At 63.3% G+C, this 26,467-nt stretch carries 25 protein-coding genes and 1 other RNA gene; 8 read left to right on the forward strand and 18 right to left on the reverse strand.

Annotated features, from left to right (window positions below; all coding sequences use genetic code 11):
• Positions 1 to 3: 3 nt before the first annotated feature.
• The 6 genes from rsmH to DT070_RS02970 all read right to left on the reverse strand — a co-directional run bounded on the left by rsmH (position 4) and on the right by DT070_RS02970 (position 7,588).
• A complete protein-coding gene (gene rsmH, locus DT070_RS02945) occupies positions 4 to 921 on the reverse strand; it encodes a 16S rRNA (cytosine(1402)-N(4))-methyltransferase RsmH (protein ID WP_122954061.1) in 918 nt (305 codons plus the stop codon).
• Positions 922 to 930: 9 nt separating this feature from the next.
• Entirely contained in the window at positions 931 to 1,359 is a 429-nt protein-coding gene (gene mraZ / locus DT070_RS02950; protein ID WP_122954062.1) for a division/cell wall cluster transcriptional repressor MraZ, read from the reverse strand.
• A gap of 530 nt (positions 1,360 to 1,889) precedes the next feature.
• Complete coding sequence (locus tag DT070_RS02955) at positions 1,890 to 3,716, reverse strand: STAS domain-containing protein (RefSeq protein ID WP_122954063.1); 1,827 nt, start codon at positions 3,714 to 3,716, stop codon at positions 1,890 to 1,892.
• Between the two features lie 40 nt (positions 3,717 to 3,756).
• A complete protein-coding gene (gene dksA / locus DT070_RS02960; protein WP_122954064.1) occupies positions 3,757 to 4,806 on the reverse strand; it encodes an RNA polymerase-binding protein DksA in 1,050 nt (349 codons plus the stop codon).
• Between the two features lie 290 nt (positions 4,807 to 5,096).
• Entirely contained in the window at positions 5,097 to 6,158 is a 1,062-nt protein-coding gene (locus DT070_RS02965; protein WP_122954065.1) for a GTP-binding protein, read from the reverse strand.
• Positions 6,159 to 6,397: 239 nt separating this feature from the next.
• On the reverse strand, positions 6,398 to 7,588 hold the full coding sequence (locus DT070_RS02970; protein ID WP_122954066.1) for a class I SAM-dependent rRNA methyltransferase: 1,191 nt from the start codon (positions 7,586 to 7,588) through the stop codon (positions 6,398 to 6,400).
• Positions 7,589 to 7,778: 190 nt separating this feature from the next.
• On the opposite strand from DT070_RS02970, the gene DT070_RS02975 reads away from it, so the two are divergent.
• Positions 7,779 to 9,584, forward strand: a complete 1,806-nt coding sequence (locus DT070_RS02975) for a 7TM diverse intracellular signaling domain-containing protein (RefSeq protein ID WP_228778590.1) — start codon at positions 7,779 to 7,781, stop codon at positions 9,582 to 9,584.
• Between the two features lie 16 nt (positions 9,585 to 9,600).
• Here DT070_RS02975 and DT070_RS02980 read toward each other — a convergent pair whose 3' ends face one another.
• The 3 genes from DT070_RS02980 to dapF form a co-directional block, all read right to left on the reverse strand.
• Positions 9,601 to 10,668 carry a tyrosine recombinase XerC gene (locus tag DT070_RS02980; RefSeq protein ID WP_228778589.1) on the reverse strand — a complete coding sequence of 356 codons (1,068 nt, stop codon included), beginning with the start codon at positions 10,666 to 10,668 and terminating at the stop codon, positions 9,601 to 9,603.
• A gap of 14 nt (positions 10,669 to 10,682) precedes the next feature.
• Positions 10,683 to 11,375, reverse strand: coding sequence for a DUF484 family protein (locus DT070_RS02985; protein WP_122954067.1), 693 nt, complete (start codon positions 11,373 to 11,375; stop codon positions 10,683 to 10,685).
• A gap of 76 nt (positions 11,376 to 11,451) precedes the next feature.
• Positions 11,452 to 12,330 (reverse strand): diaminopimelate epimerase, encoded by an 879-nt coding sequence (dapF, locus tag DT070_RS02990; RefSeq protein ID WP_122954068.1) that lies wholly within the window; start codon positions 12,328 to 12,330, stop codon positions 11,452 to 11,454.
• Positions 12,331 to 12,500: 170 nt separating this feature from the next.
• Between dapF and DT070_RS02995 the strand changes: the two genes are divergently transcribed.
• From DT070_RS02995 to DT070_RS03010, 4 genes are all read left to right on the forward strand, one after another.
• A complete protein-coding gene (locus DT070_RS02995) occupies positions 12,501 to 12,821 on the forward strand; it encodes a hypothetical protein (protein ID WP_122954069.1) in 321 nt (106 codons plus the stop codon).
• Between the two features lie 43 nt (positions 12,822 to 12,864).
• Positions 12,865 to 14,499, forward strand: coding sequence for an MBL fold metallo-hydrolase (locus DT070_RS03000; protein WP_122954070.1), 1,635 nt, complete (start codon positions 12,865 to 12,867; stop codon positions 14,497 to 14,499).
• Positions 14,500 to 14,722: 223 nt separating this feature from the next.
• Positions 14,723 to 15,598, forward strand: a complete 876-nt coding sequence (locus DT070_RS03005) for a basic amino acid ABC transporter substrate-binding protein (protein ID WP_122954071.1) — start codon at positions 14,723 to 14,725, stop codon at positions 15,596 to 15,598.
• Between the two features lie 47 nt (positions 15,599 to 15,645).
• On the forward strand, positions 15,646 to 16,152 hold the full coding sequence (locus DT070_RS03010; RefSeq protein ID WP_122954072.1) for a DUF2127 domain-containing protein: 507 nt from the start codon (positions 15,646 to 15,648) through the stop codon (positions 16,150 to 16,152).
• A 115-nt stretch (positions 16,153 to 16,267) separates the two neighbouring features.
• Here DT070_RS03010 and rnpB read toward each other — a convergent pair.
• Positions 16,268 to 16,605: RNase P RNA component class A (gene rnpB / locus DT070_RS03015), an RNA gene on the reverse strand.
• A gap of 84 nt (positions 16,606 to 16,689) precedes the next feature.
• Here rnpB and DT070_RS03020 point away from each other — a divergent pair.
• From DT070_RS03020 to DT070_RS03030, 3 genes are read left to right on the forward strand one after another with little or no spacing between them, the layout of a single operon-like run.
• Positions 16,690 to 18,360, forward strand: a complete 1,671-nt coding sequence (locus DT070_RS03020) for an NAD(P)/FAD-dependent oxidoreductase (RefSeq protein ID WP_122957222.1) — start codon at positions 16,690 to 16,692, stop codon at positions 18,358 to 18,360.
• Positions 18,360 to 18,980 carry a flavin reductase family protein gene (locus tag DT070_RS03025; RefSeq protein WP_122954073.1) on the forward strand — a complete coding sequence of 207 codons (621 nt, stop codon included), beginning with the start codon at positions 18,360 to 18,362 and terminating at the stop codon, positions 18,978 to 18,980. The genes DT070_RS03020 and DT070_RS03025 overlap by 1 nt, the downstream gene beginning before the upstream one ends.
• Positions 18,981 to 19,036: 56 nt before the next feature.
• Positions 19,037 to 19,726 carry a ProQ/FINO family protein gene (locus tag DT070_RS03030; protein ID WP_122954074.1) on the forward strand — a complete coding sequence of 230 codons (690 nt, stop codon included), beginning with the start codon at positions 19,037 to 19,039 and terminating at the stop codon, positions 19,724 to 19,726.
• Positions 19,727 to 19,788: 62 nt separating this feature from the next.
• Here the strand turns inward: DT070_RS03030 and htpX are convergent, their stop codons facing one another.
• From htpX to DT070_RS03070, 8 genes are all read right to left on the reverse strand, one after another.
• A complete protein-coding gene (gene htpX, locus DT070_RS03035; protein ID WP_122954075.1) occupies positions 19,789 to 20,664 on the reverse strand; it encodes a protease HtpX in 876 nt (291 codons plus the stop codon).
• A gap of 118 nt (positions 20,665 to 20,782) precedes the next feature.
• A complete protein-coding gene (locus DT070_RS03040; protein ID WP_122954076.1) occupies positions 20,783 to 21,532 on the reverse strand; it encodes a DUF3025 domain-containing protein in 750 nt (249 codons plus the stop codon).
• Between the two features lie 5 nt (positions 21,533 to 21,537).
• Positions 21,538 to 22,320 carry an NYN domain-containing protein gene (locus tag DT070_RS03045; protein ID WP_122954077.1) on the reverse strand — a complete coding sequence of 261 codons (783 nt, stop codon included), beginning with the start codon at positions 22,318 to 22,320 and terminating at the stop codon, positions 21,538 to 21,540.
• Complete coding sequence (gene pyrC, locus DT070_RS03050; protein WP_122954078.1) at positions 22,320 to 23,399, reverse strand: dihydroorotase; 1,080 nt, start codon at positions 23,397 to 23,399, stop codon at positions 22,320 to 22,322. The genes DT070_RS03045 and pyrC overlap by 1 nt, the downstream gene beginning before the upstream one ends.
• Before the next feature lie 111 nt (positions 23,400 to 23,510).
• Positions 23,511 to 23,930, reverse strand: coding sequence for a GreA/GreB family elongation factor (locus DT070_RS03055; RefSeq protein ID WP_122954079.1), 420 nt, complete (start codon positions 23,928 to 23,930; stop codon positions 23,511 to 23,513).
• A gap of 284 nt (positions 23,931 to 24,214) precedes the next feature.
• A complete protein-coding gene (locus tag DT070_RS03060; RefSeq protein WP_122954080.1) occupies positions 24,215 to 24,952 on the reverse strand; it encodes an amino acid ABC transporter ATP-binding protein in 738 nt (245 codons plus the stop codon).
• A gap of 51 nt (positions 24,953 to 25,003) precedes the next feature.
• The gene (locus tag DT070_RS03065; RefSeq protein WP_122954081.1) at positions 25,004 to 25,690 is read right to left on the reverse strand and encodes an amino acid ABC transporter permease; all 687 of its coding nucleotides are present in this window, start codon (positions 25,688 to 25,690) and stop codon (positions 25,004 to 25,006) included.
• A 1-nt stretch (position 25,691) separates the two neighbouring features.
• A complete protein-coding gene (locus DT070_RS03070; protein WP_122954082.1) occupies positions 25,692 to 26,414 on the reverse strand; it encodes an amino acid ABC transporter permease in 723 nt (240 codons plus the stop codon).
• Positions 26,415 to 26,467: the final 53 nt, after the last annotated feature.

A 26,467-nucleotide genomic window follows, 5' to 3' on the forward strand; every position in this document is an offset into this window, starting at 1 on the left:
TATTCATGCGGCCACCTCAGTGCGTTCAGCGACGCGCATCACGGCACTGCGCGAACGCGGATTGCCGTCCACTTCTTCTTCGCTGGGCTTGGTGCGGCCAAGCGCCTTGAGCTGCATGGCCTTGGGTTCGGCAAAAGGCGCGCGGCGATCGAACACCTCGCGCGAATGGGCGGCGATGAATTGCTTGACGATGCGGTCTTCGAGCGAATGAAAACTGATCACCACCAGACGGCCTCCCGGTTGGAGAACTTTCAGCGACGCGGCTAGCGCCTGTTGCAGCTCTTCAAGCTCGGCGTTGATGAAAATCCGAAGAGCCTGAAATGTGCGCGTTGCAGGGTCCTTGCCCGGCTCGCGGGTTTTGACCGCGCCAGCCACGACTTCGGCCAGCTCAGCGGTGGTTCGAAGAGGGCCCCGTTCCTGTCGGCGACGATCAATCGCCTTTGCAATCTGTTGAGCAAACCGTTCTTCGCCATATTCACGAATCACCTCCGCCATGGTTTCTATGGATGCATCCGCCAGCCACTCGGCCACGCTCTGGCCACGCGTGGTGTCCATGCGCATGTCCAGGGGCCCCTCTTGCCGAAACGAAAAGCCGCGCACCGGGTTGTCGATTTGCGGCGAACTGACGCCCAGGTCCATCAGCACACCGGCCGCGCTGGCGGCGGGCAATTGCCCCAGGTGCATAAAACCCTCGTGGCGGATGGAAAAGCGCGGGTCGTTGATGGTCTGCGCCTCGGCGATGGCGTCGAGGTCCTTGTCGAAGGCGGTGAGGCGCCCCTGGGGCGAGAGCTGCGACAGCAGCAGGCGCGAATGCCCGCCGCGCCCGAACGTTGCGTCGACGTAGTGGCCGTCCGGGTTGACAAGAAGCGCCGCTATGGCTTCGTTCAACAGGACGGTGCGGTGTATCCATGTGCCGTTCACCGTCTTCTTTCAGAACGAGAAGTCTCTGAAGACATCGGGCATTTCGCCCTTCATCTGCTCAGCCTCCTGGGCCGCGTAGGTCGAGGCGTCCCAGAGCTCGAAGTAGCTGCCCATGCCGAGCAGCACCGTGTCTTTGCTGATGCCGGCGGCCGCACGCAGCTCGGGCGACACAAGGACGCGGCCGGTGGCGTCCATGTCGACGTCCATCGCGTTGCCCAGGAAGATGCGCTTCCACCATTGGGCCTGCATGGGCAGCGAGGCGATGCGGTCGCGAAATTTTTCCCACTCGTTGCGGGGGAAAATCATGAGGCAGCCGTGCGGGTGCTTGGTGATGGTGAGCTGGCTGGAAGCCGTGGCGCTCAGCACGTCACGATGCCGGGTCGGCACAGAGAGCCGACCCTTGCTATCGAGAACTAACGATGAGGCACCTTGAAACACTGCTACAAACCCTTGGAAAACACTTTTCACCACTAAATTGCACTTCTTCCCACTTTAGCAGGAAACCATTTGCAAACAAGGGATTTGAAACAAATTTTTTCAATGAAATCAAGGACTTAGAAGCGTCTCTCCATGCGGATCAATAATTAAATATCGTTCTAAATTAAGCACTTAGCAGATGCAGTGAAAGTATTGCTTTAAGCGATGGAGGCCGGGCAGTCAGGTCGTGGCCAAAATACGTGTGTATTTACATCAACGCCAGACGCTGGATGATGCGGCCGGGTGCGTAAAGCTATAAAAAATATAGCAGGATCCCTAATCACCGCAACGGCTGGAGGCCAAAAGAGCTGTCAAGGTTGCGTGAGCGTGCAACTTGCGCTGCCGCGCCACGGACACGCAGGTGGACAGGCAATGGTGGCTCGCGAGAGCGGGAAAGACAGAGAAAAAGGAGAGAAAGAGGAGAAACAGGAAGCGCCGCCGGAAAGCCGGGAGCGCTGCCAGCGCTGGATCAGCGCCTTGCGGCCGTGATGCTAGTCAACCCGAACCAGCACCCTGGCGTGCTCGGTAATGCCGATCACGTTGAAGAAGGCGGCCACCAGCCGGTTGACGTCGGAGAACTGCACGGACCGGTTTTCGGCCTCGCGGGCGGACACCCAGTTCAGGAGTGTGCCGGCGGCAGAGAAATCGACACGGATCAATTTGGAGCAGGAGATCAGCATCATGTCGGCGCCCATGAGTTTGACTTCCAGCTTGTCCAGCACCGCAATCGCATCACCCTGGATCTGCCCGGACAGCTCCACCGACAGGATGCTGCTCATTTGCGAGCTCATGGCGTCCATCTGGGTGTCACCCTCAATCGCGCTGAGGCTGGACGGCGTGGAGTCGCGGTAAACATCGCCAATGATGGTCTGGCCGGCGACAACGCCGCCCTGCGCATCCAGCGGCTTGTATTCGCAGCGCGCGCTGTCCCACGCGGGCGGGGACACCTCGTAAGTCACGCAAAAATCAAGGGCTGCCAGCTCGAAATCGTCAGGCCTGTGTGTGACGCGCAGGGCTTCCATGCGCAGCTTCCACCAGTTCTGGTCGGTGTCCCGGTTGCCAGACGGCGTGGCGTTTTCCAGCACGCTCTGCAGTTGCGAGTCGCCCAGGAAACGCAACTGGACGGGCTGCGCCGCCCACCCGCTGAACACCTTGGTCAGCGGTTCAAGGGCGGCCGGCTCGATGGTCTTGAGATTCTTCCAGTCCAGGCGCCACGGCATGGGCGCCTTGGCAATGGCCGCCTTGAGGGCCGCCACGGTCTGTATCCCCAACACCGACGGACAGATCCAGTCGGCCGCAGGGCCATTGCCGCTGGCCACCTTGCCCTCGGGGGTGCTGAGCATTTTCACCATGTCGGGCATGGAAAACCACTGCGGCGCCGAGCGGTCAAACCGTTCGACGAACTGGATGGCGGCATTTTCGAATTTGTCCTGCTGGGCAGTGGCGCGGTACAGGTCAAACAGCGTCAGCCAGGTGTCGGCATGGCCGGCACGTGCGGCGCCCGGCGCGAGGATCTCCAGCAAGCCGGCCTCGGCGCCGGCATCGTCGCCGTTGGCAAACCGGATGGCGGCCTCTTCGAGCTCGGCGTCGTGCGCCACTTCTTCGACATCGACGGCATTGAACTTGGAGGCGGAAAAACCGGATGCGCTGCTGTCAAAGTTGCTGTTGGCGCCTGCGGGAGCCGCGGGCGGGGCGGCTGGCGCCGGCCTGGCCAAAGAACCACCTGCACGGGCTTCTGCCAGCGCAACGGACAGGGAATCAGGTGCGGTCGGGTCCGGGTCGTGCGCGGGGACCGGGGCCGGCTGGGCCGCCTTGGCGGCCGCCGGCTGAAGCCCGGCAGGCGCCGTAGGCCGGTAGGCGGCCGGCAGCGCGTTGTCCATCAGGGGCGCATGAACCGATGCGGTGCTGCGGCCATGCGGCACGGAAGGAGGCGTCGAGCTGTCGGCGTCGCCATTCTTGGTTTTCCACCACTGCATGGACATTTGCGCTTCGATCTCATCGATCTTCTTGAGCGTGGTGGCCCTGTCGTCGGGTTTGGACGGCATGCTGCTCTGGAAGAAGGACGGCCTGCCGCCCGGGTCTTGCCCGATGCCCACCATGGCTTCGCGCTTGCGCATCTTGCGCAGCATGTCGAATTCACGCTTGCGTACAAAATCGTTTTGCCGCTTGCGCTCGATCATTTCCTTGAGCAATTGCTTGCTCATGGCTTCGTCGCGGTCCGTGGGCGCAGCGTCCAGATCCGACCAGTTCGTGGCCGGATTCCGGACGAACTTCACCATCTTGGAGAGCAAGCCTGATGCGGTATCTTCTTTGGACATGATGACGCGCGACTAAAAATCCTTCACCGGAAACCTGGCCTCAATCGCCAAACATCTTTTGCTTGAGCTCGCGGCGCTGCTGCGCTTCGAGGGACAAATTGGCGGTGGGGCGGGCGATCAGGCGGCCTACGCCGATGGGTTCGCCGGTTTCGTCGCAGTAGCCGTAGTCGCCGGAGTCGATGCGGGCGATGGACTGTTCGATCTTCTTGAGGAGCTTGCGTTCACGGTCGCGGGTACGCAACTCCAGAGCGTGTTCTTCTTCGATGGTGGCGCGATCGGCCGGGTCGGGAACGACGACGGTGTCTTCACGCAAGTGCTCGGTGGTTTCGCCGGCGCTGTTGTGGATGTCCTGCTTGAGCACCGACAGCTTGTGGCGAAAGAACGCGAGCTGCTTTTCGTTCATGTACTCGGAGTCAGGCATGGCCTTGACTTCGTCGTCGGTCAGCTGCTCGGCGGATTTGGTCTTCCAGTTGTTGGCAAGCTTGGGGTCTTTTTTGGCCGCCGCCTGGGGTGGCGGCGCGATCACGCGTTCGGTCATTGTTGAGTAACTGGCTTTGGCTGCGTCAGGCGCATGGGTTGGCACCATGGGTGCGGGAGGGGGAGATTGGGTGGCCACCCGGGCGGAACTGCGCCGGCCGGGCTTCAGGGGTGGCGGAGCGATCAGCCCGGCCCTGACGGGAGCCGGCGCCGGGGCCGGGGCTGCCACGGGCGCAGCGGCTTTGGCCACTGGCTTGACGGGTGCTTTGGGCTGCGGCTTGGCGACGGGTTTCGCAGCGGGTTTGGCGGCAGGTTTTGCAGCAGGTTTGGCGGACGGTTTTGGCGGCGATTTGGGCACAGGCTTGGCGGGTTTGGCAACGGCCTTGGCTTTTGACGGCGCGGGCTTGGCAGCGGTTTTTTTGGCGGCTGCGGGAGCAGGTTTTTTGGTAGCCGCGGCTTTGGCGGCCGGTTTGGCTTTGGCGACAGGTTTGGCAGCTTGTTTCACTGTCCTGGCTGCCGTCTTGGACGCTGGCTTGGCTTTCACGGCTGCTTTGGCAACCGCTTTGGCGGGGGCCTTGGCGGCCGGCTTGGTCTTCTTCGCTTGGGCTTTCACAATGTGTCTCCTCTGGAAAGCTGTACCGGAACCACTTTCAGGGCCCTGAGACGGCTTCCTGGCCAAACCGCCGCTACGCGGTCCGACCCTTCCTGTTGCCAGATTTCCTGGTTTGTCTGCCGCATGCCCGTCCTCGACGGGGCTCCCGATTCGATTTTTCGGGTATTTTGGTCGGCGCGCGATTGTAGCGGCTCGCCAGCCAGCTGTATTACCCGGCAAACAAATCGTTGGAGAATCGAGACAAACATGAGGCCCTCCGCCTTTTATAGGCTACAGGCGGACAGCCTACCTCAAACCAGGCACTGCTCCAGGCCCTGTACGAAAATATCTTTAGGCAAATCAATGCCGATGAAGACCATCTTGCTGTTTTTCTTCTCGCCCTCTGCCCAGGCGGGCCCGAGGTCGCTGCCCATGAGCTGGTGCACGCCCTGGAAGATCACCTTGCGGTCGGTGCCTTCCATGTTCAGCACGCCCTTGTAGCGCAGCATGCGCGGGCCGTAGATGTTGACCACCGCGCCCAGGAAATCCTCCAGCTTGGCGGGGCTGAAAGCCTTGTCGGACCTGAACACAAAGCTCTTGACGTCATCGTCGTGGTGATGGTGGTGGCCGCCCTCGCCGCCATGGGCATGCGAAGGATGGTCGCAATGCTCGCCGTGCACATGGTCATGGCCGTGGTCATGACCGGCGTGGTCGTCTTCCTTGAGGAAATCGGGGTCGATGTCCAGCTTGGCGTTGAGGTTGAAGCCGCGCAGGTCGAACACGTCCTTGATGGCGACTTCGCCGAAGTGCACGGCGGTTTGCGGGGCGCGCGGGTTCATGTGCTTGAGGCGATGCATCAGGGCCTCGACTTCGTCCTTGGCAACGAGGTCCGACTTGCTGATGAAAATCTGGTCGGCAAACCCGACCTGGCGGCGCGCCTCCTGGCGGTCGTTGAGCTGGTTGGCGGCATGTTTGGCGTCGACCAGCGTCAGGATGGAGTCCAGCAGGTATTGCTCGGCGATTTCTTCATCCATGAAGAAGGTCTGCGCGACCGGGCCCGGGTCGGCCAGGCCGGTGGTTTCGATCACCACGCGCTCAAAGTCGAGCAGGCCCTTGCGCTTTTTGGCGGCCAGCAACTGCAGGGTTTCGCGCAGGTCTTCGCGGATCGAGCAGCAGATGCAGCCGTTGTTCATCTGGATGATGTTTTCCTCGGTGTCGTTCACCAGGATTTCGTTGTCGATGTTTTCCTCGCCGAATTCGTTTTCGATCACGGCGATCTTCTGGCCGTGGGCCTCGGTCAGCACGCGCTTGAGCAACGTGGTTTTGCCGGAGCCCAGAAAGCCGGTGAGGATGGTGACGGGAATCAAGCTCATGGTGTTACCTAAAAAACGAGGGGAAATTGAGAGGGGCGCGCCGCGGTGCAAGCACCCAAGCTGGGGAGTTTAGCGGCGGGTTCAAGTCCGCCGGGGCGGGCCGGGCAATACCAACTCGGCCAACAGTTACTTTACAGACCGTGTCAAGCCCCGGGGCGCTTTCGACCGTCTTTTTGCTATTTTTTTGATAGCAAACAGCCAATACACCGCCTTGACTGCAGGCATTTTTTACTAGAAAGTCAGCCGCCCACCCGTTTCACCAGCACCAGCCCCTTGAGGTACTCTCCCTCGGGGAAAGCCACGGTCATGGGGTGGTCGGGCGCGCCGCCCATGCGCTCGGAGATAAAGGCGTCCACATTGGCATCGATGCCGGCCGACGCGACGATCTTGTGGAACAGGTCGGCGCTGATGCCGCCCGAGCACGAGTAAGTGAACAAGACACCGCCGGGCGCCAGGATGGACAGCGCCAGGCGGTTGATGTCCTTGTAGGCGCGCGCAGCGCGGTCGGCATGCGTCACGGTGGGCGCGAACTTGGGCGGGTCCAGCACGATGGCGTCGAAAGTCCGGCCCTCCTTCTGGTACTGGCGCAACGACGCGTTGACGTCGGCATCGAGCATGGTGGTGCGGCCGGCGTCAAAACCGTTCAACGCCACATTGGCCCGCGCCCGCTCAATCGCCGGTCCGGACGAATCGATGGAGGTCACATGCCCGGCCCCGCCAGCCAGCGCCGCCACGGTAAAACCGCCGGTATAGCAATAACAATTGAGCACGTTCTGGAACTTGAGCCGGCGCGTGTAGGCGGCAAACCGGGCGCGGCTGTCGCGCTGGTCCAGGTAAAAACCGGTTTTGTGACCCTCGGCGATGTCCAGGCTGAGCTTCCAGCCGTGCTCGGCGATGGTGATGCTGGTTTCACCCGAGCCGGCCAGCCAGCCGGTGACTTCGGGCAGGCCCTCAAGCGCACGGGAGCTCGCATCGGAGCGTTCATAAAGACGCGTGAGGCCGGTCTGCGCCAGCAGGGCCTCAACGATCACACCTTTCCACTTTTCGGCGCCGCAACTGGAAAACTGCGCCACCAGCGTGTCGCCGTAGCGGTCCACCACCAGGCCCGGCAGGCCGTCGGATTCGCCGTGGACCAGCCGCCGGCCGTCGCTCTGGATGTCAAACAGCTCGCGCGCCTTCAGCGCCTGGGCGATGCGCGCCGAAAAGAAGGCCGCGTCGATGCGCTGGGCTTCGTCAAAGCTCCACACCCGCGCGCGGATCTTGGAGGCCGGGCTGAACGCCGCCCAGCCCAGGAACTGGCCGGCATGGCTTTCCACCCTGACCGTTTCGCCGGCATCGCCGCCGCCTTTGGCGATGGCGCCGTCAAAAATCCAGGGGTGGCGCCGCAGCAAGGAACGCTCTTTGCCGTCCCGCAATCGAATAATTTTCATGGCGCTATTGTCGCGGCTGGGCCGTCGCGCCCCACGTGCCCGTGCAGCGCCGCAAAAATCGCGTGCAACCGCCGGCAATCGCCTGCACTTGTCCCCAGAACTGGGGAATGTCATGTTTGTGAAAGTTTGCGACAATCGCGGGTTAATGATTTTTACGTACATTTCACCGCAATTGGGGAAATTCCGGCGAATGATGGGCCCTTCAGGCCCTCGTCTTCGCAAGCCTGCCGCCGTCCGTACCTTGCTCCTGGGCCTGGCGATGAGCCTGCTCATGGGCTCGCTGCTGGCGCTGACCAGCCTCGATGCGCGCTCGCGCACCGTGCTCGACCTGGACACGCGCACCCAGCCGGTGACTTTGCAGGATTGGGGCGACTACTGGATAGACACCACCGGCCAGTTCACCCCCGAGCAGGTGGCCAACACGGCCGAAATCCCCTGGAAGCCGACGCGCGGCGAAGCCATCTACCCGGTCACTACCGGGCAGGCGATGTGGGTGCGTTTTAACGTGCCGCCCGCGCCCGACGCCGAGCGCTGGTACCTGGAAGTGCCTTATCCCTCCATCGACCGGGCGTCGCTGTACACCCTGGACGGCGCGGGCCAGTGGAACGAGCAGCGCGCCGGCGACCTGGTGGCCGTCAACAAGTGGCCGGTGCCTCACCGCCACCCGCTGCTGCCCATCGCGCTGTCGGCCGAGGTGCCCACCAAGTATTTGCTGCGCCTGGAAAACGGCCACGCCTTCAGCGCCCCGCTGCAGTTCATCAGCGAAGGCCGGCTGAGCTACTCCGAGCAGCGCGTCTCGCTGATCCTGGGCATCTTCTTCGGCCTGACCGGCCTGGCCGCGCTGATCTCCGCGCTCGGCGCGGTCTCGCTGCGTGATGCCGCCTACGGCTTTTACGCCCTGTGCGTCACCTTGCTGGGCCTGACGCAGGCCACCGTCACCGGCATCGCCGGGCTGCACCTGTGGCCCGCCTGGCCGGGCTGGAGCGACGTGGCCACCTCGGTGCTGCCCATGCTGACGATCTCGGCCACGCTGCTGTTCATTTCAGCGGCGACTTCGCTGCCCGAGCGCTCACGGCGCCTGCACTGGCTGATGGTGGGCCAGGCCGTGCTGGGCGCCCTCACCGCGGTGCTGCTGGCCGTCCTTCCTGCCGCATCGCGCATGGACGTGTTCATCCCGATCACGCTGCTGCTGGAGTTCAGCGGCATGCTGGTCCTGGCCTGGGCGTGGCGGCGTGGCGACCGGTTTGCGCCCTGGCTGATGCTGGCCTATGTGCCGGTGCTGGTGGCCGGGGGCTGGATGCTGGCGCGCAACGCCGAGCTGGTGCCCATCGGCTTTCTCACGCAGCACGGCATGCAGCTGGGCGTGGCGCTGCACCTGCCCATCGTGATGCTGGTGCTGATGCTGCGCAGCCAGCACCGGCGCGAAAACACCCGCCGTATCCAGGGCCTGGACCGGGTGGACCCGGCGACCGGCCTGATCAACGGCCATGTGTTTGCCGAGCGCCTCTTTCGCATGATCGCGCGCTCAGAGCGGCTGCGCCACCAGAGCGCGGTGATGATCATCGACCTGGTCAACTCCGAGCAGATCCAGCGCGACTTCGGGCGCAAGGCCGCTGACGAGCTGCCGCTGCGTGTGGCCGAGCGCCTTTTGTCCACCGCCCGCGAGATCGACAGCGCCGCGAGACTGTCGGAGCGGCGCTTCGGCATGCTGGTCGAAGGCCCTTTCAGCGCCGAAGACGCCGGCACGCTCGGGCCGCGCATCGTGGCGCGTTGCCTCATGCCGTACAAGGGCCTGCATGTGGACTGCGTGGCGCAGGTGCATGTGGCGTACGCGCTGGTGCCCCACCAGGGCTCGAATGCGCAGGGGCTGCTGACGCAGCTTGAAGAGCGCCTGGCAGCGGCGCCTGCTGACAGCAAACGCGCGGTGTTCATGCTCGGTGAGGCGCCGCCGGCAAGGCCACCGCGGCGCTCACGGCTGGGGCCGCTGCCCCTCTAAAACCGCTTCGGCGGGTTCAGCTTTTTGCCTTGCCGGTATCCGGGGTTTCAACCTCTGCGGCAACTTCAACCACAGCCGGCGCGCCTTTACGCAGAGGCGCCTTGGACAAGGCACGCGGATGCGTCGCGTCATACACCTTGGCCAGATGCTGAAAATCAAGACGCGTGTAGACCTGCGTGGTGGTGATGTTGGCGTGGCCCAGCAATTCCTGCACGGCGCGCAAATCGCCGCTGGACTGCAGCACATGGCTGGCAAAGGAATGGCGCAGCATGTGCGGGTGCACCGGCGTGGCCAGCCCGGCCTGCAAAGAGCGCTGCTTCAGCCGCACACGGATGTGCTGGGGCGTCAGGCGCGTGCCGCGCTGGTTGATGAAAAGGGCCGGGTCTTCGCGCGCCCAGCCCGCACGTGCGGCCAGCCACTGCTGCAGCACGCGCAGCGCGGCAGCGCCGACCGGCACGCTGCGCCGCTTGGAGCCTTTGCCCAGCACATGGGCCTCGGCCGCCTCCACATCGATCCAGCCGCGGGCCTGCGCGCTGGCCTGCACATTCAGGCCCACCAGCTCGCCGATACGCAGGCCGCAGCCGTAGAGCAACTCGGTGATGCACTGGTCGCGCAGCGCCAGCAAGGGATCGCCCTGCGTCACGTCGGCCTGGTAGGCGGCCAGTTGCACCGCTTCGTCCACACTCAGCGCCTTGGGCAGGGGTTTGGCGGCCTTGGGTGCGCGCACGTCCTGCACCGGGTTGCCCTTGACCAGGCCTTCCCGGCCCAGCCAGGTATAAAAACCGCGCCAGCCCGAGAGGATGAGCGCGATGCCGCGGCCGCTGCGCCCCGCCCCGTGCATTTGCGCCATCCAGCGGCGCATGTGCAGGTTCTGCACCGCCGTGAGTTCGACATTCGCCTGTCGGGCATTGGCTTCGAGCTTTTGCAAATCGAGCGCATACAGCTCGACGGTGCGCTGGGCCAGGCGCTTTTCGACGCGCACATGCTCGAGGTAGCGCTCAACCAGCGGGTGGGAGGGGGGCAAGGGTGGCGGCGCGGACGCCGCATCGCCGGGGCCGGACGCAAGAGGCGATGTTTGCGTCATGGGGCGGCAGCTGTTCAGTGGGCTGCCTGCTGGGGCCGCAGCCGTGTCAGCGCCGCGCCGGCCAGCTCACCCAGGCGTTCGAGGAAGTCGGTGCCCATGCCGCTGTGAAAACGTTCCGGGTCGGGCGAGGCCAGCACCAGCAGGCCGCCGACTTCAGCGCCGGCCGCCGCGCGCAGCGGTATCAGCGCCATCGACAGCGCCACGGCCGGCTCGGGCAGCCAGTTGACGGCTTCAAAGCCCGAGTTGACGCCGCAGTAAGGCGTGCTCAGCGACGAGGCAAAGGTTTTGGCGTCTTCGCTCACGTCGGTGGCAAAACTTTCGTCCGAAAAAATGCCGTTCACGTCCCAGACCTTGATGGCAGCCTGCGGAATCTGGAATTCGGTGGTGATGCCTTCGACGATCGCGCCGGGCAGGTCGCGCGCCTGCGCCGACTGCAGCAGCTTGCGCGTCCAGCGCTGCATCTTGTCGGCAATGGCCACATTGTCCTGGCCATGGCGGATCATGTCGACCATCCGCGTTTCCAGCCCCTTGATCTTTTCGCGCAGCATGAGCGCCTGGCGCTCCTGCAGGCTGACGGCGCGGTTGCCGTGGCCGCTGGACAACTGCACCGAAGCCAGCAACTCGGCGTGGCGCTCGAAGAAGTCCGGCGTGTTGGCCAGGAAGTTGGCGATGTCGTCTTCGGTGATGGGATGTTCGGTTGGATTCATGCCGGTATTGTCCTTAGTTTTGTGGCGGGTTCAAAGGCCTACTGTGCCCGCGTTACATCCGCTTTCGTCGAAAGGCTCAGATCGTTTCTGGAATTTCAATCTCCGACTCAAACACTGTAGTGGCCGGCCCGGTCATCATGACGGGCGCATCCAGCTGGCCCGTCCATTCGATGGTGAGCTGGCCGCCGCGTGTCATCACGTCCACCTTCGCATCCAGCAGGCCCCAGCGTATGCCGGCCACTACCGCCGCGCAGGCGCCCGTGCCGCAGGCCAGCGTCTCGCCCACGCCGCGTTCGAACACCCGAAGGCGGATCTGCCCGCGCGAGACCACCTGCATGAAGCCGGCGTTCACGCGGCGCGGAAAACGCACGTGGTTTTCGATCAGCGGGCCGGTTTGCAGCACCGGCGCCGTGTCGACGTCGCTCACCAGCTGCACCGCGTGCGGGTTGCCCATCGACAGTGCCGCTATAAAAACAGGAGCAGAATCCCAAGGCGCAGCAAGGGCCAGAGGCCATTTTTGCCATGAACCTTCGACCTGGGGATTCAAACCGGCCGCGTCAAAAGGAATGCGCGCGGGCTCAAACACCGGCGCGCCCATATCGACCGTCACGCGCCCGTCGGCCTGCATGCGCGGCTCGATGACGCCGCTCAGGGTTTTGACCCGCACGACGTCCTTGGCCGTCAGGCCCTGCTCGCGCACAAAACGCACAAAGCAGCGTGCGCCGTTGCCGCACTGCTCCACCTCGCCGCCGTCGGCGTTGTGGATCACGTATTCAAAGTCGATGCCCGCTTCAGGGGAAGGCCGCACCGTGAGGATCTGGTCGGCGCCGACGCCGAAGTGGCGGTCGGCCAGGAAGCGGTATTGCGCGGTACTCAGGCCCAGCGGCTTTTGGGTTTCGTCGAGCATGACGAAGTCGTTGCCCGCGCCCTGCATTTTGGTGAATCGGATTCGCATGAGAGGATTATCGGCGGTACGGTGCTCAAGGCTGACTGCCATCCAAATTGGACTCCGCAGCGCTCTTGTCAACCCTGCGCATGGGCACTCAAACGGCGTATCGCCTTATTCCGGGCACTTGAGCACAATAGACGCATCGACCACATAGACAACATACACAACGGTGAACTATGAAGTACATGGAAATGGCATTCAGCTGGTTTTTCTGTTTCGCGGTTCTTCACACCCTCTTTTCCTGGATCCTGCTTTTGAATATTCGCAACGAAGTCGCTATCAGGACGGAAATTTTCGGTTCAATCAAAACCTTGATTCTTGGCCCCAGAACCATGCGGTTCAAGTACTTCCTTTGGGCATCGGCACCCGCCGGCATCCATTTGCTGGGCGCTTCAATCCGTAATTTGTTCTTTCTGGCAGCCTGGTCGGGCCGGATCGCTTTTGTGCTTTTACTGACCTCGCTGGGTCTGCAACTATCTCTTATGGTCAACAAATAAGGCCCGCACACGCCAGGCGAAGAGCAAAAGCCATAATCCAAAAATGCCCCGTCTCTCACAACAGCTTTACCCCCACCGCGACCCCGCCCCGCTGCGCCCCGCAGCCACCGTCCTGCTGCTGCGCGACAGCCCCGAGGGCGTTGAGGTGCTGATGACGCGGCGCTCGATGACGGCCAGCTTCGCGCCGGGCGCTTACGTCTTCCCCGGCGGCGGCATCGATGCGGCGGACGCGCTGGCGCACAGCCAGTCGACGCGGCGCGCCACGCAGGGCGACCTGCACCTCACACAGGCCATTGCGGCCATCCGGGAAAGCTTTGAGGAGCTGGGCGTGCTGCTGGCGCGCCATGCGGACGGCAGCTATGCCACCACGGCAGACATCGCCTCGCTGGACCGCAAGGCGCCGTTTGCCGCGCAGTGCCAAGCGCGCGGCCTGACGCTGGCCGGTGACGAGGTGTTTGTGCTGGCGCACTGGATCGCCGACCGCGATTTGTCGCGCCGCTTCGACGTGCCCTTCCTGGCGGCGCGCATGCCCGAAGGCCAAACCCCGGTGGCCGACGAAGCCGAGCAGTTCGAGCCGGTCTGGGTGCGGCCGGACTATGCGCTGGCGCGGCACGCGGCGGGCAGTTTTCTCATGATCTTTCCCACCATACGCACGCTGGAGCGCCTGCAGCACTACCCGACGGCCGATTCGGTGCTGGCGGCCTGCGCGTCTGAAATTCCGCTGTGGACGTCCTGCCCGCGCACCGGGCTGCTGGCCGGCGAAGAAGCGCGCTACATGGAGCATGAAGCGCCCTATGGCGAACTGACCCTGACCAGCCCCGACGGGCAGGTCGTGCACGCGCTGGACTGGCAGACGGCCCGCCCCGTGCCGCTACTCAAGAACGTCATGCGCCTGACCGCCCCCAACCCCGGCATGATGACCGGGCCGGGCACCAACAGCTACATCGTGGGCGACGCCGCCAGCGGCTACATCGTGATCGACCCGGGCCCGCACGACGAAGGGCACATCCAGCGCCTTTACGAGGCAACCGGCGGGCGCATCGAAGCGATTGTCTGCACGCATTCCCACCCCGACCACTCACCCGGCGCCAGGCCGCTGCAGGCGCTGTGCGCGCACCGCCCGCCCATCCTGGGCCTGCCTTCGGCCGCCACCGCGCGGCCCGACTCACACTTCGCACCAGACCGGGCGCTATCAAATCAGGAGCTACTGGTGCTTGCTGGGTCTGGGCTGGAGCACACTTTGATGGTGATTTTGACGCCCGGCCACGCGGCCAACCACCTTTGCCTGGTGCTGCTGGAAGACGGCCTGCTGTTTTCCGGCGACCACATCCTCAACGGCAGCACCACCGTGGTGAACCCGCCCGACGGCGCGATGACGCCCTACCTCGATTCGCTGGACACGCTGGCCGGCGCCTGCGACGCGCACGGCATTGAATTCATCCTGCCGGCGCACGGGTATGTGCTGGGCGATGCCCGGGGCGCGATTGCGCAGCTCAAGGGGCACCGGCTCAAGCGCGAGGCCAAGGTCATAGGCGCCATGCAGGCCCAGCCCGAGGGCTCGATGGACGACTGGGTAAAACTGGCCTACGACGATGTCGACCCGCGCATCTGGCCGCTGGCCAAACGCTCGCTGCTGGCGCATGTCGACCGCGTGCGCGAACTGGGCCTTGCCCATTAGCGGCATCGCTGTGGCGTGAAAGTTGCTAAACCTTGCACCGTACGTAAGGGTATACACCTGCCTGATCGGCGTTAAGGGCCCGTAACGGTCGCCAAGGCTACTGCGAAGGGCTGTTGGCCCCGAAGGCTGAGGTTTATACTTTTTGTTCGTATGCCAGAGGCCGTGCCTGACCGCGCGGCCAGACGGGCATCACCCATCATTTCAACCATTTTCGAGGGACTTCATGTCTTTTACTTCCATCACCACGCGACGTTTCCTGCAAACCGCCGGCACCCTGGTCGCCGGCATCGTTCTGGCCGCCTGCAGCAAGACCGAGCCGCCCGCGCCGGTGGCCGCCACGCCGGCGCCTGCAGCGTCTGCACCGGCCCCTGCCGCCAAGGTCTACCTGGTGGGCACCGACGCCGCCTACGCGCCGTTTGAGTCGCAAAACGAAAAAGGCGAAATCGTCGGCTTCGACATCGAAATCGTGCAAGCCGTCGCACAGAAGGCCGGCATCGAAGTGAAATTCCTGAACACGCCATGGGAAGGCATCTTCAACACGCTCGCCCAGGGCGACCGCGACCTGCTGGTCTCGTCCATCACCATCACCGATGAACGCAAGCAGACCATGGACTTCTCGACACCTTACTTCGATGCGCAGCAGCTGATCGCCGTGAAGAAGGACTCGAAGATCGCCAAGTTCGCCGACCTGAAAAAACTCAAGGTCGGCGTGCAGAACGGCACCACCGGCGATGAAGTCGTGAGCAAGCTGCAGGGCAAGAACAGCGCCAACATCAAGCGCTTTGAGTCGACCCCCCTGGCACTGAAAGAACTCGAAGCCGGCGGCGTGGACGCCGTGGTGGCCGACAACGGCGTGGTGGTGCACTACGTCAACAACAACAGCGATGCCAAGTTCAAGACCGTCAGCGACGCCAGCTTTGTGTCCGAGCAGTACGGTCTGGCCGTCAAGAAGGGCAACACCGAACTGCAAGGCAAGCTCAACAAGGGCCTGGCCGACATCAAGTCTGACGGCACCTACGACAAGATCTACACCAAGTACTTCGGCGCGCCACCGGCTGCCGCAGCAGCGCCCGCACCTGCGGCCGCAGCCTCGAAGTAAACACTGCATGACCGGGCGGCGCAGCCTTTCATGACTGCGGCGCCCGCATGCCCCTGAACCCCGCCCCACCAAAGGGCGGCACCCCTCCAGAAGCCGGCGGTGATCCCAGCGCCCATCGCCGCGCCCTGCACGCGATTGCCCTCTTTGAAGCCGTCAAAGGCCTGGCCGCACTGGCAGCCGGCATCGGCCTGCTGGGCCTGTTGCACCACGACATCCACCACATTGCCGTTGCGCTGCTTTGGCGGTTTCACCTCGACCCGGCCCTGCCCTACCCGGCCATCCTGCTGCATTACGCCGACCTGCTGAGCGCGATCGACCTGCGCACGCTGGCGCCCGTGGCGCTGGCCTATATCGGCGTGCGCTTTCTGGAAGCCTGGGGCTTGTGGAGGGGGAAAACCTGGGCCGAATGGCTGGGCGCGTTGTCGGGCGCCTTGTACATCCCGCTGGAGATTGCACACCTGGTGCATCGCACCAACCTGATCAATGCGGCGGTGCTGCTGGCAAACGTGGTGATCGTCGGATTCCTGGCCCTGCAACTTTGGCAAAGGAAATAGGCCCCCACGCTTTTCACTGCGTGTAATGCGCTGCCCCCCCCCCGAGGGGGCTGTGCTTGCTTGGGGCGGCCCGGCGCTGCGCACGGCCAGCGCTCATTCCTGTCAGGTGATAAAAGTGTGAAGCCCACCGATAAGCCGGATTCTGTGCGCGGGCTTCCTTTCGGTTGCCCGTGTGACCGCCATTAATCTGGGCCGGGGGTCGCCCCCGCGGCTCAATGCTACCTACCCGCCAGCTCTGCGGAACCACATCAACGCTGGCCTACTTGGTATTGCTGCGCGTAGAGATTGCCCGTTTCACCCGGCCCGGGGTTGCCCCAAGGCCGACTCGTCTCTGTTGCTCTGATCCTCACCTCACGGTGGAGAGGTGTTACCTCCTACGCTGTCCTGTGCAGTCCGGACGTTCCTCCAGTGCCTGGTTTCCCAGATTGCACCAGCGGCGGTCTGGCAGGCTTCACGGGGTCTATTATCCGCCAGCCCTCCCTGGCAATGGGCGCCCTTTAAAATACAGGCTGCTTGATCAACACGAGCCTCCTTGCCATGATTCGACTGACAGAACTCAAACTTCCGCTGGACCACGCGGAAGATGCCCTCCCCGCCCTGGTCGCCAAAACACTGGGTATTGCCACGGGCGCCCTGCAAACCGTCCACATCCACAAACGCAGCTTCGACGCCCGCAAGGCGGATTTGCTCAAGGTGTACATCGTTGACGTCACACTGGCCGACGCCAGCCAGGAAAGCACGCTGCTGGCGAAGTTCTCCGGCAACCCGCACATCCTGCCCACGCCCGACATGGTCTACCGCCCGGTAGGACAGGCGCCCGGCAGGCTGCCGCTGCGCCCCGTAGTCGTGGGCTTTGGCCCCTGCGGCATGTTTGCGGCCCTGCTGCTGGCGCAAATGGGCTTTAAACCCGTCGTGCTGGAACGCGGCAAGACCGTGCGCCAGCGCACCAAAGACACCTGGGGCCTGTGGCGCAAGAACGTGCTCAACCCGGAGTCCAACGTGCAGTTCGGCGAAGGCGGCGCCGGCACTTTTTCCGACGGAAAGCTCTACAGCCAGATCAAGGATCCGCGCCACCTGGGCCGCAAGGTGATGAACGAGTTCGTCAAAGCCGGCGCGCCCGCCGACATCCTGTTTGAAGCGCATCCGCACATCGGCACCTTCAAGCTGGTGAAGGTGGTCGAGAACATGCGCGAGCAAATCGTCGCGCTGGGCGGCGAGATCCGTTTCGAGCAGCGCGTGACCGACGTGCTGATCGAAGACGGCCCAGAGGGCAAGCAGCTGCGCGGCCTCACCGTGCTGGACCAGGCCACGGGCCAAAGCCACGAGATGCGCGCCGACCAGGTGGTGATGGCGCTGGGCCACAGCTCACGCGACACCTTTGCCATGCTGTATGAACGCGGCGTGCACATCGAAGCCAAGCCCTTTTCCATCGGCTTTCGGGTCGAGCACCCGCAGGGCATCATCGACCGCGCGCGCTGGGGCCGCCATGCCGGCCACCCCTCGCTGGGTGCGGCCGAATACAAGCTGGTGCACCACGCCAGCAACGGACGCTCGGTCTACAGCTTTTGCATGTGCCCGGGCGGCACGGTGGTGGCCGCCACCTCGGAGCCTGGCCGCGTGGTGACCAACGGCATGAGCCAGTATTCGCGCAACGAGCGCAATGCCAACGCCGGCATCGTGGTGGGCATAGACCCGCGCGACTACCCCGGCTGGGAAGCGGGCGACGCGCTGGCCGGCATCGCGCTGCAGCGCCAGCTCGAGTCGCACGCCTTTGTGCTGGGCGGCAGCAATTACAACGCCCCGGCCCAACTGGTGGGCGATTTTGTGGCGGGGCGCCCCTCCACCGCACTGGGCAGCATCACACCGTCGTACAAGCCCGGCGTGGCGATCGGCGATTTGTCGTCCGCCCTGCCCGGCTATGCCATTGAGGCGATGCGCGAAGCCTTTCCGGTGTTCGGCAAAAAGATCAAGGGCTTTGACACCCATGACGCCGTGTTGACCGGCGTGGAAACGCGCACATCGTCGCCGATCAAGATCAGCCGCGGCGAAGACCTGCAAAGCATCAACGTGCGCGGCCTCTACCCTGCGGGCGAAGGCGCCAGTTACGCCGGCGGCATTTTGTCGGCGGGGGTCGACGGCATCAAGGTGGCCGAAGCGCTGGCGCGCAGCGTACTGCAAGACGCCGGACAACAGCGGATGGCTGCCTGATGGACCAGGGCTTTCATTTTTACGAGCCTTCGAAGGGCCACGGCCTGCCGCACGATCCTTTCAATGCCATGGTGGGCCCGCGGCCCATCGGCTGGATTTCTTCGCAGGACGCGAAGGGCCAGCTCAACCTGGCGCCCTACAGCTTTTTCAACGCCTTTAACTACACGCCGCCCATCATCGGCTTTGCCAGCATTGGCGCCAAGGACAGCCTGCACAACATCCGGGAGACCGGCGAGTTCGGCTGGAACCTGGCCACGCGGCCGCTGGCCGAGGCCATGAACCGCTCCTGCGCGATGGTGCCGCCCGAAGTCAACGAGTTCGAACTGGCGGGCCTCACGCCTGTCGCCTCTCAACGCATCGCCGTGCCGCGCGTCAAGGAAAGCCCGGTCTCGTTCGAGTGCCGGCTGACGCAAATCCTGCAGTTGCAGGGCGCCGATGGCGTGGCGGTGCCCACATGGCTGATACTCGGTGAAGTCGTCGGCGTGTACATCGCCCGGCATTTGATCAAAGACGGCATTTATGACACGGCAGCGGCCGAGCCCATTCTTCGCGGCGGCGGCCCCGCCGATTACTTCGCCGTGACGCCCGACAACCTTTTTCGCATGTTCAGGCCGCGCTGACGGCACCTTCGTTGCGCCTGAAACCTCCAGACACGCCTCATTTCACTCTCTCCACCATGACCGAAACCACCACACCCGCCTCCGTCCCTGCAACCGGCGCCGAACGCCCCCGCAACCCGCAGCGCAACCGGCCCCAGGGCCAGCCGCAGCGCACGCGCGAGGTGCATCCGGCGCTGGAAAAGCTGTTTGAGCTGTACCCCAAGCTGTTCGGCGCGCATTTCCTGCCGCTCAAGCTGGGGGCGTTCCAGGACTTGCTGGCGGCGCACCCCGAAGCCTTCAAGAAGGACGAGCTGAAGGTCGCGCTCGGGCTGCACGCACGATCGACGCGCTACCTTGAATGTGTGGCCGCCGGCCACCCACGCCATAACCTGCAAGGCGAGCCGGTGGAGCCGGTGGCGCCGGAGCATGTGCACCACGCCATCATGGAAGTGTTCCGGCGCCGCCAGGCGCGGTCAAAGGAAGATTTGCGCCCCCATGTCCGCGCGCGCCTGATGGAAGCCATCGAGGCGTCGGGCCTGAGCCGCGAAGCCTATGCCGAGTGCATCCGCACCCAGGATGAGGTGTCGACCGCGCTGCTGGACGAAGCTTTCGCCGAGTTGGCTGCGCAGGCTGCCAAGCGCGAGGCGCTGATGCGGGCATTTGAGGCCAGCGGCAAGACCGAAGCCGAGTTTGCTGATATGTACGGCATGAACCCGGCCGAGGTTGGCCATACGCTGGAGCGCGTGCGCGCTGCGCGGCAGGCCTGAGTTTTTCCGCACGCACAAAAAAGCCGGCGCATGCGCCGGCTTTTTTAATCAAGCAAGGCCGCTTAGCCTTGCGCGTTCTGCAACGCAGCGATGCGCTCTTCAATCGGCGGGTGCGTGGCAAACAGCTTGCCGATGCTGCCGGTAATGCCCATGGCCTCGACCGCTTTGGGCAACTCGCCGGGCTGCATGCCGCCCAGGCGGGCCAGCGCATTCATCATGGGCTGGCGGCGGCCCATCAGCTGGGCAGCGCCCGCGTCGGCACGGAACTCACGCTGGCGCGAGAACCAGGCCACGACGATGGCGGCCGCAAAACCGAGCACGATGTCCAGAATGATGGTGCTGACGTAGTAGCCGATGCCGGGGCCGGAGTTGTTGTCGCTGCCGCGGCGCAGGAAGCTGTCGACGGCGTAGCCGATCACGCGCGAGAGGAAGACCACAAAGGTGTTCATCACGCCCTGGATCAGCGTCATGGTGACCATGTCGCCATTGGCGATGTGGGCGATCTCGTGGCCGAGCACGGCCTCGATCTCTTCCTTGGTCATGCCTTGCAGCAAGCCGGTAGACACGGCGACCAGCGACGAGTTTTTAAACGCACCGGTAGCAAAGGCATTGGGCGCGCCTTCAAAAATGCCGACTTCAGGCATGCCGATCTGGGCTTTGTCGGCCAGCTTGCGCACGGTCTCGACAATCCAGGCCTCATCGGCGTTCTGGGCATCGTTGATGAGGCGGACGCCGGCGCTCCATTTGGCCACGGGCTTGCTGATCAGCAGCGAGATGATGGCGCCGCCAAAACCGATCACCAGCGCAAACCCGAGCAACATGCCCAGGTTCAGGCCGTTGGGGGTGAGGTAACGGTTGACGCCCAGCAGGCTGGCAACAATGCCCAGCACCGCCACAACGGCGACGTTGGTCAAGATAAACAGAAAAATACGTTTCATGGGTTCTCCGTGGGGTCGGTGAAAAATCCCGCCTTGGGCAGGATATGAGGGCCTTCCGGCCCCGTTCAAGCGGGCTTGCGTGCAGGCCGGCTGATTTTTATCTGTTGTTTATGACAGCCTATGACGGCTGCGGCGGCCTGAATACAAAAGAGTCATCATAAAAGGAAAAGTTCTCGTTCTCGGGCCACCAGCCTGGCACGCCCAGCACCGGCAAAGGCGCAAAAGGCTTGGCGGCGAGCTTGGCCGCGCTCAGGTCGGCCGCTACCCAGGCGTCCAGTTCCGCTATTGAATTCATAGCGGAATCTGCAATGTACACGTGGGCTGTGATGGATTTTCGTGGTTGAAGAAGCTTTTCAAGCAGGGCGTGGCCGAAGAGCACAAGCTGCGCTTGCTGCCACAGCGCCCGATGCGTGACGAAGAGGCCTTTCCAGTCGCGGGCGATGAGCGCGTCCCACAGCGGCTGCGGCGCCGAAAGGAAAGCCGCGTTTTCGTCAAACACCGTCAGGGCATCACGCACCGGCCCGCGCACCGCTGCGATGCCTGCAGCGGCAATTTCGGCGTCCTGCAGCTGGTTAAGCCTGCATTTGGTCTGCGGAAAGCGCATCCAGCACAGGCCGTTAAAAAAATCGTGCGAACCCTCGCGGGTCGGGCACAGCCGGGTTCGGGCGATAAAACTCTCGTAAGCCTCACCGGAAGGCAGGCTGCACTGCGGCGCGAAGCACACCGGCGCGGGCTGCACGGCGTTCAGCGCCTGGTGCAGTGCCACACCGGCGCCGACGGCGCAGGCCACGCGCTGGCCGGGTTCGCGCCAGGCTTGCAGCCAGGGACGGGTCCAGTCGATGGGGGGCAGCGGCGCCGGCGTTTTCATGGCGGTCAGGCCCTGGCCGGCTTGTGCTGCTTTCTGTCGCGCACCATGACCGTGGACTTGCCTTCGTCAGCGATGTCAAAAAGCTGGGTCGCCACAAGCAGCTTGGTCAGCGTGGCATAGCCGTAGTTGCGGTGGTCAAACGAGGCCTGGTTGGCGATCTGGGTGCCGACCGCACCGACGCGCGCCCAGCCTTCGTCGTCAGCCGCGGCCTGCACCGCATTGCGCAGCAGCATGACGAGTTTGGCGTCCTGCTTGAGTTGCGCAGGCGTGGCGCGCAACGGTATTGTGGACACCGCTTCACCGTCGTCCCTGCCGTCGCCGTGGGTGCCGCCCGGAGCGTCAGCAACGGCAATAGGACGCAGCTTGTCGAGAAACAGGAAACGGGAGCAGGCATTGACAAAGGGCTCCGGTGTTTTCTGTGCGCCGAAGCCGTAAACCGCCGCCCCCTTGGCGCGCAGGTGCATGACCAGCGGGGTGAAGTCGGCATCCGACGAGACGATGCCGAAAGCATCGGGCCGGTCGGTATAGAGCAGCTCCAGCGCGTCGATCACCATGGCCATGTCGCTGGCGTTTTTGCCTTTGGTGTAGTCAAACTGCTGCATGGGGCGGATGGCATGCTCGTGCAGCACTTCTTCCCAGCCCTTGAGCTCGTTCTTCTTCCAGTTGCCGTAAGCGCGCCGGATGTTGGTCTCACCGAAGGTCGACAGCTCGTTGAGGATCAGGTCGATCTTGGAGGCTGGCGAGTTGTCGGCGTCTATGAGCAAGGCAACGCGCGGCTTGTGGTCCATCAGGGGCTTTCGGAAGTGTGCAGTTTCCAGGGCAGGTTTTCGCCCGAGCGCAAAGGCTTGAGCTCGGCCTCGCCAAAGGCATAGCTTTCGGGCGGGCGCCAGCTTTCCCTCTTGAGCGTGATGCTGCCGGTATTACGCGGCAGGCCGTAAAAGTCGGCGCCGTTGAAGCTGGCAAAGGCCTCGAGTTTGTCCAGCGCATTGGCGGTGTCGAAGGCCTCAGCGTAGAGCTCCATGGCGGCATGCGCGGTGTAGCAGCCTGCGCAGCCGGTGGCGTGCTCCTTTAGGTGGGCCGGGTGCGGCGCGCTGTCGGTGCCGAGGAAAAAGCGGTTGTTGCCGCCGGTGGCGGCCTCAACCAGTGCCAGGCGATGCGTTTCGCGCTTGAGCACCGGCAGGCAGTAGTAGTGCGGGCGGATGCCGCCGGTGAAAATCGCGTTGCGGTTGTAAAGCAGGTGGTGCGCGGTGACGGTCGCGCCCGTGAATTTTCCGGCGTCCCGCACGTAGTGGGCGGCTTCGCGGGTAGTGATGTGCTCGAAGACGATTTTGAGCTCAGGGAAGTCGCGGCGCAGCGGGATCAACTGGGTATCGATGAACACCGCCTCGCGGTCAAACAGGTCGATGTCGGACGAAGTGACTTCGCCATGCACCAGCAGCAGCATGCCGGCCTTCTGCATGGCCTCCAGCGTCTTGTAGGTCTTGCGCAGGTCGGTCACGCCGGCATCGCTGTTGGTGGTGGCGCCGGCCGGATAGAGCTTGGCCGCGACCACGCCGGCGTTTTTGGCGCGGGCAATCTCGTCGGGCGGCAGGTTGTCGGTCAGGTAAAGCGTCATCAGCGGCTCGAACTTCACACCGGCCGGCACGGCGGCCTGGATGCGTTCGCGGTAGGCAACCGCCTGCGCAGCGGTGGTCACTGGCGGGCGCAGGTTGGGCATGATGATGGCCCGGCCGAATTGTGCGGCGGTATGGGGCACGACAGTGTGCAGGGCCTCGCCGTCACGCACATGCAGGTGCCAATCGTCGGGGCGGGTGATCGTCAGGGTGGGGGTCGCGCTCGAAGCGGGGGTGCTGGTGGCTGAAGTCATGACTGAATTGTCGCACCGCCGGGCGTGAAAGGACACCCGGCCGACCCCGCAAATACCGGCCACGCGGAGGAAGTGGGCACTTCCCGTCCGCGCGACCGGTGAGGCTAAAACCTACAGCAGGTAATCGCCGCTTTCTTCGGGTTGAAACAGCACAGCCCGGATTTGCGCCGATGCCCTGGCCCCCTGGGGGCCGCCCCAGTGCGCTACCTGTCCGACCGAAAGGCCCAGCAAGGCGGCTCCTACCGGCGAGAGCACCGACACGGAGCCTACGGCGGGCTCGGCATCGTGCGGGTAACACAGGATCAGCTTGCGCTGTTCACCGGTCAGGGTGTCGGCGATCAGCACTTGCGAATACATGGTGACCACATGCGGCGGCACCTCGTGCGAAGACACCAGTTCCGCGCCGTTGATCACCTCTTCAATGGCGCCGGATTCCACCGAAACCCCGGCGGGCGGGCGGCGCAGCAGGTTGGAGATGCGGACATGGTCAAGCTCAGTCATCGTGCGCGGCTGAGAAGCGAAAACAAACATGGGAAAACTCCTGGATCAGATGCCCGGAACAGGCTTACCGGGCAAGCCACGCTGAGGTGGGGCCCGACGATCTGGAGGTAGCGCTATGAAAGAGAAATGGGGAAGGCGATCGCCGGGCTCAGGAATGTGCCACCGGCTGATGCGGCCACTGCAGCGCATGACCTGCACAGGCCCGCACATCCACCGCCACTGCAACAGCAGTGAACAGGCGGTTTGCAAGGAGCAAGGCAGTCATGGGCATGGCAGGCATGAACAATGAGCGCCGGCCGTCAGGCCGGCATCGCTCAGTGCGCCAGGATCTTGTTGAGGAAATCCTTGGTGCGCGGCTGGCGGTTTTCAGGATGATTGAAGAACTCGTCTTTCGAGCAGTCTTCCAGGATCTTGCCGCCGACGTCCATAAAAATCACGCGGCTGCCGACCTTGCGGGCAAAGCCCATTTCGTGGGTCACCACCATCATGGTCATGCCTTCAACGGCCAGACCCATCATGCAGTCCAGCACTTCGCCCACCATTTCGGGGTCAAGCGCGGATGTGGGTTCATCAAACAGCATGGCGATCGGGTCCATGCTGAGTGCTCGGGCAATCGCCACGCGCTGCTGCTGGCCGCCCGACAACTGGCCGGGGAACTTGTCTTTGTGCGCCATCAGGCCCACGCGGTCAAGGTATTTGAGGCCGTGCTTCTTTGCTTCGTCCGGTTTGCGGTTCAGCACCTTGACCTGCGCCAGCGTCAGGTTCTCGGTCACGCTCAGGTGAGGGAACAGCTCGAAATTCTGGAACACCATGCCGACGCGGCTGCGCAGCTTCGGCAGATCCGTCTTGGGGTCATGCACAGCCTTGCCATCGACAAAGATCTGGCCCTTCTGGAAAGGCTCCAGCGCGTTGATGGTCTTGATGAGCGTTGACTTGCCCGAGCCCGAAGGGCCGCAGACCACAACAACTTCACCCTTTTTGATGCTGGTGGTGCAGTTATTGAGAACCTGCACTTCACCGTACCATTTGGAAACTTCTTTCAACTCAATCATCTTCTTCTCCAGTGTTCTCTTTGAGATTCGTGTGCCTTGAAAGCGGCGTTCTCAGCGAATGATGGCGATTCTGCTGTTCAGGCGCTTGACCAGATAGGACAGCCCGAAGCACATCACGAAATAAACCACGGCAGCCAGCAGGTAGGCCTCTTCAGGGCGGCCATAAATCTTGCCGGCGGTGCTGAAGCCCTTGAGCAGGTCGTACGCGCCGATGGCATAGACGAGCGACGTATCCTGGAACAGGATGATGGTCTGGGTCAGCAGGATGGGCACCATGTTGCGAAAAGCCTGCGGCAGGATGATCAGCTTCATGTTCTGCGAGTAGGTCATGCCGAGCGCACGCCTTGCGTTGACCTGACCGCGCGAAATGGACTGGATGCCCGCGCGCATGATCTCGCTGAAGTAGGCCGCTTCAAAGGCCACGAAGGTGATGATGGCGGAGATCTCTGCGCGATAGTTGCTGCCGCCGGGGATCAGGCTGTAAAACGACGCCGGCACCAGCAGGAAGAACCACAGGATCACCATCACCAGTGGAATGGACCGCATGCCGTTGACGTAGAAAGTCGCGGGAATCGTCAGGATCTTTTTACCCGACAAGCGCATGAGGGCCAGGATGGTGCCGAAAATAATACCGCCTATGGTGGCGATGATGGTGAGCTGTATGCTGAAGATAAAGCCCTTGATCACGAACTGGGAAATCATCTCCCAGTTCAGGAAACTCATGTCGAGTCCAAGCATGTCAGTGTCCTCCGCCCGTTGAGCCGGCTACGACGAAGCCGGGGATCTGAACCTTCTTTTCAACAAAGGCCATGACCCGGTTGACCGCGAAGGCAGACACTGCATAAAGAGCCGTCACGGCCAGGTAAATTTCAATGCCGCGCGAGGTTTCTTCCTGCGCCTGCATTGCAAACATGGTGAGCTCGGCGATCGACACCGCAAAAGCGACCGAGGAATTCTTCAAAAGATTCATCGACTCACTGGTGAGTGGCGGAATGATGATGCGAAATGCCATCGGCAAGATCACATAGCGATAAGTCTGCAGGGTGGTAAAGCCCATGGCCATACCGGCGTAGCGCTGACCGCGGGGCAACGCCTGTACACCGGCCCTGACTTGCTCGGCAATACGCGCCGAGGTGAAAAATCCGAGCGCAAACACGACCAGCACGAAGCTGGGCAGGTCTTTCATCGCCGGGAAAATCTTGGGAACCACAAAGTACCAGATGAAAATCTGGACCAGCAAGGGAACATTGCGGAACAGCTCGACCCAGGCATTGGCGAAACGCACCAGCCACGGGCTATTGGGCAAAGTGCGCAGCGTGCCGATGAGCGCGCCGCACAGCATGGCGATCACCCATGAGGCGCCGGCAACGGACAGCGTCCAGCCCCACGCGTCAAACATCCACTGCAAGTAGGTGCGACCGCTACCGTCATCATTTAAAAATACCTGCCAATCCCAAGTCATCACGGCTCCAGCAAATGGTTGTTATCTTGTTGTCCCATGCCACGGTAAACGAG

The sequence above is a fragment of the Polaromonas sp. SP1 genome (assembly GCF_003711205.1).
Taxonomy (GTDB): Bacteria; Pseudomonadota; Gammaproteobacteria; order Burkholderiales; family Burkholderiaceae_C; genus Polaromonas.